Here is a 531-nt window from a genome sequence, read left to right on the forward strand (position 1 = left end):
TGATGCCCTGTTCGGGACCATCGGCGGGGGCAATCTCGAGATGACGGCCCTCACCCGTGCCCGGGAGCTGCTCTCCGAGGGGCAGACGGCTCCGGAGATGCTCACTCTGCGGCTCAACGACAAGGCTCCGGCCAAATACGGTCGCCAATGCTGCGGCGGAGAGGTCACCATGCTCTTCGAACCCCTGCCCGTGCCCGCCTCGGTGGCGATCTTCGGGATCGGCAACATCGGACTCGAGCTCACCCGGATCCTCGCCCGCCACGATCTCGACCTGACCGTGTCCGATTCACGGCCGGAACAGCTCGAAGCTCTCGATGAGTTGGAGGAGCCGGTGGCGCGGATCCGCCGCGAATTCGCTGTCGTCGGGGAAGAGGTGATCACGGAGCGGCCGGCCGGAGCGCACGTGGTCATCATGACCCATGACCATGCCGAGGACCTGCACCTGTGCTCCGCGGCGCTGACCCGCGGCGACCTCGGATCGGTCGGGCTCATCGGCTCGAACGCGAAATGGCAGCGCTTCCGCAAGAACCT

The 531-nt window shown here is 66.7% G+C and carries 1 protein-coding gene; it reads left to right on the forward strand.

Annotated elements, in window-relative coordinates; translation table 11 throughout:
* Positions 1 to 531: XdhC family protein (locus tag IEV86_RS17690; protein WP_188484859.1), on the forward strand; the 531-nt coding region annotated here is incomplete at both ends.

Origin of the sequence: Cellulomonas carbonis, from assembly GCF_014636275.1 — a bacterium.
GTDB lineage: Bacteria > Actinomycetota > Actinomycetes > Actinomycetales > Cellulomonadaceae > Actinotalea > Actinotalea carbonis.